A 914-nucleotide genomic window follows, 5' to 3' on the forward strand; every position below is an offset into this window, starting at 1 on the left:
CGTCCGTTGCCGGCCAACAAACCATGCTTGGCGCTGCTCACGCTGAAATAGCTGCGGCCATCCGGATCGTATTCGAGCAGAAAACGCGCCTGAGGCGTCAGGTCGCTGCCGAGCTGGTCGTTACCCAGCATCTTCGCCAGCGTCAGCGCATCGTCGCTGAGGTCGCGGTCATGCACCCGGTTGGCATAGGCCAGGGCGACCCCGTAGGTCAGCAGCGCATCCAGAAGCAGCAGCGCGGCCATCGGGATCAACAGGAAAATCAGTAGTCGGCGGCGCAGGCTGGGGCGCAGATGACGTGTGTGTGCGTGGCTCATGCTGGACCGTCCTCGGATTCGCCAGCTTCCTCGAGCAGGTAGCCAAGACCGCGGATCGTGCGCACGCCGGTGCCACTGCCGTGCAGCTTGCGGCGCAAGCGGTGGATGGCGATGTCCAGTCCGTTGTCGGTCAATTCCTGGTCCCAGTCGCACAGCGCCTCGATCAACTGGGCGCGGCTGGTGACGCGGTCGGCGCGCAGGGCCAACGCTTCCAGCAAACCGAATTCGCGCGCGGTCAACTCCAGCGGTGCATCGTCGATCCAGGCGCGGTGTCCGGGTAGGTCCAGCCGCAATCGACCGAGCTGCAATTCCGGAACGCCGCGGCTGCTGGCACGCCGCAACAGCGCACGCACGCGCGCCTCGAACTCGGACAGCGCAAATGGTTTGACCAGATAGTCATCGGCGCCCAGGTCGAGCACGCGAACGCGTTCGGGCAAACCGTCACGCGCAGTCACCACCAGCACGGGCAGGCCGGCGCCACGGCTGCGCAGGCGCTGCAACACTTCACTGCCGTCGAGGGCGGGCAGGCCGAGATCCAGCACCAGCAGGTCATAGTCGTGATCGCGCAGTGCCGCGTCGGCCAGGTTGCCACCGGCGACA

Annotated in this window: 2 protein-coding genes; both read right to left on the bottom strand. The window is 66.3% G+C overall.

Annotated elements, in window-relative coordinates:
- Nucleotides 1-314: sensor histidine kinase N-terminal domain-containing protein (locus tag GSQ77_RS28925; protein ID WP_174246521.1), on the bottom strand; the 314-nt coding region annotated here is incomplete at its 3' end.
- Nucleotides 311-914: winged helix-turn-helix domain-containing protein (locus GSQ77_RS28930; protein WP_158907596.1), on the bottom strand; the 604-nt coding region annotated here is incomplete at its 5' end. The genes GSQ77_RS28930 and GSQ77_RS28925, both read right to left, overlap by 4 nt.

Source organism: Burkholderia sp. L27(2015) (genome assembly GCF_009765705.1).
In the GTDB taxonomy this organism is placed as follows: Bacteria; Pseudomonadota; Gammaproteobacteria; order Burkholderiales; family Burkholderiaceae; genus LMUX01.